Origin of the sequence: Aquiflexum sp., from assembly GCF_041751335.1 — a bacterium.
GTDB lineage: Bacteria > Bacteroidota > Bacteroidia > Cytophagales > Cyclobacteriaceae > Aquiflexum.
The window spans coordinates 1-2,181 of record NZ_JBGSXS010000413.1; the positions used below are offsets into that span (position 1 = coordinate 1).

The following is a 2,181-nucleotide window of genomic DNA, read 5'->3' on the forward strand; positions in this document are numbered from 1 at the left end:
AAGAAAAAATACTGGAAGACCAAAAAGCAGGACAATAGCAGTTACAAAAGTCTTCCTGAACCTTGCCACAAAACCAATACTTCTCCTGTAAACCCCAAAAGCCTTAACCCTCTTTCTAAGCTGCTTCATGGTCAGTACCCTACCTTTTTTGGCTTTATGTCCAAAAAGAATCTCATACATCGCCGGGGTAAACAACAAAGCCACCAAAAGTGAAACCGCAAGCATCACCGCAACAACTACCGAAAATTCGGTCAGGTTTTTTCTGTCTTCTTCAGGTAAAAAGAAAACAATCATCAATGCTGCAATGGTGGTAAGGGACGCCGCCAACAATGCCACAAAAACCTTTCTGTTCTTATGCTTGTGCAAATGGTCGATCATGATAATGGCATTGTCCACAATCAGCCCAAATGATATCGTCAATCCGGCAAGCGAATACAAGTGGATGTCCACCTTCATCAGGTAAAGGATAATCCCCGTTATACTCAGATTGATGACAATACCCAAAAACAAAATGCTGAGATAGCGCAGGTTTCTGTTGATCAGAAAAATGAATATGATCAAAATCAGTACAGAAAGCCCCGAGCGCTTGTAAATCTTGTTCAGTTCCTTTTCCAAAAACTCTGTATCATCATTTTCCAACCTGACCTCAAATCCCGCCGGCAGCAAAGGTTTTGTGGCTTCAATGGCAGCTTTGATGTTTTTGGCCAAAAGGACTTTGTTGACCCCGTCCCGGTTGATGATGGATAAGGTGACGGAATTATTGCCGTTGATACGGTAATAGGAGGATGGTTCTGCTTCTTCCAAGGTCAACCTCGCCAGGTCTTTTAGGAAAATCTCCTTTCCTTCCCGATTGGTGACCAACAGATTTTCAAGTTGGCTGAGGCTGTTGAGTGAGCGGTCCACTTGGATAAAAAGCGTTTCTCCGCGGTTGTTGACCAAAGAACCGGGATAAGACCTGCCAAAGGCATTTCTGATGACAGCTTCCACATCGGACTTGGACAGCCTGAAAGCTTGTAGCCTTTTGATATCATAGGTCACATACAACTGAAGTTCATTTGCTCCACGGATAGTGATTTCTTCTATTTCTTCAAAGCTGTTCAAGGAAGTCTTCAGCACATCCTCGGCTATTTTCTTGATTTCAAAAGATGCAAAAGGGCCGTTGACAGAGTAAGTCAGGATCGGAGTTTTCAGGTCATTTCTTCTATCTTCCGATTGGGTGACCAAGGGGTAGGATACTTTCCTGTCCATGGAGGGGTAAACTTGCCGGATGATGGATGCCACCTCAAATTTCTTGAACTCCATATCCGTCTCCTTGTCAAATCGAAGGGTAATCGATCCCCTGTCGTAATTCGATAAGGAATTGATTTTCTTCAGATCAGCCAATTGTGACAGGGCACCTTCAAGGGGAGAAGTGGCCAGTTTTTCCACCAATTCAGGACTTGATTGTGGCACCGCATAACTTACCGTCAATACAGGTTCCCGCTCCCTCGGATTCAGATCCACAGACAGCCTCGGCACCAACGCAAATCCGATGATGCTAAGAACGATGAACGATATGATGATACGGAAGGGGGTCAAGGGGAGGGATTTAAGATTTTAGAAGGTAGATTTTAGATTGGAGATGTGAGACCTGCCTACCGGCAGGCAGGCGTGAGACTTTAGAAACAACCTGCCTGCCGGTAGGCAGGAAAACAAGAGCCAAGAAACAAGACTTTAGATGCCATATGGTTGGTTGGTACATTCATTTTCATTACCATTTGTATTTATTATTTCTTTTTATTCAGCGAGGTATTTCGCTTGATTTTGGGTTTATATAGGCACGGTTGATCTAATTTTAGGTTCAAACTCTATAAATAAACTTTGCCTTGTCACCTCGACGGCAGGAGAGGTCTAATAGCCTAAGTTAGGGAAACAGACTTTTTTCTACTTCCCAATGACATAAATCGGAGCAGCCGTCATGACGTAGGAAGCATCTCTCGAGGATCGGGTCTCGCGGCTTACCGTTGAAAGCGTAGTCACACCTCCCTCAAGAGATTCTTCACTTCGCTGGAGGGTTTCTGATTGAATAAGGCGTACAGAAAGCTCGTTCAGGATGACGGCCCATTTTACAACTTTCATCCTTCATCCTTTTCAAACTCCCTACCTATCACCTATCCCCATCTTGGTTCTTGTCTCTAATAT

Annotated in this window: 1 protein-coding gene; it reads right to left on the bottom strand. The window is 44.1% G+C overall.

Annotated elements, in window-relative coordinates; translation table 11 throughout:
* Nucleotides 1-1,578, bottom strand: a 1,578-nt coding sequence (locus ACEW8U_RS21925; protein WP_373524194.1) for an efflux RND transporter permease subunit, incomplete at its 3' end; no start/stop codon positions are given.
* Nucleotides 1,579-2,181 lie beyond the last annotated feature (603 nt).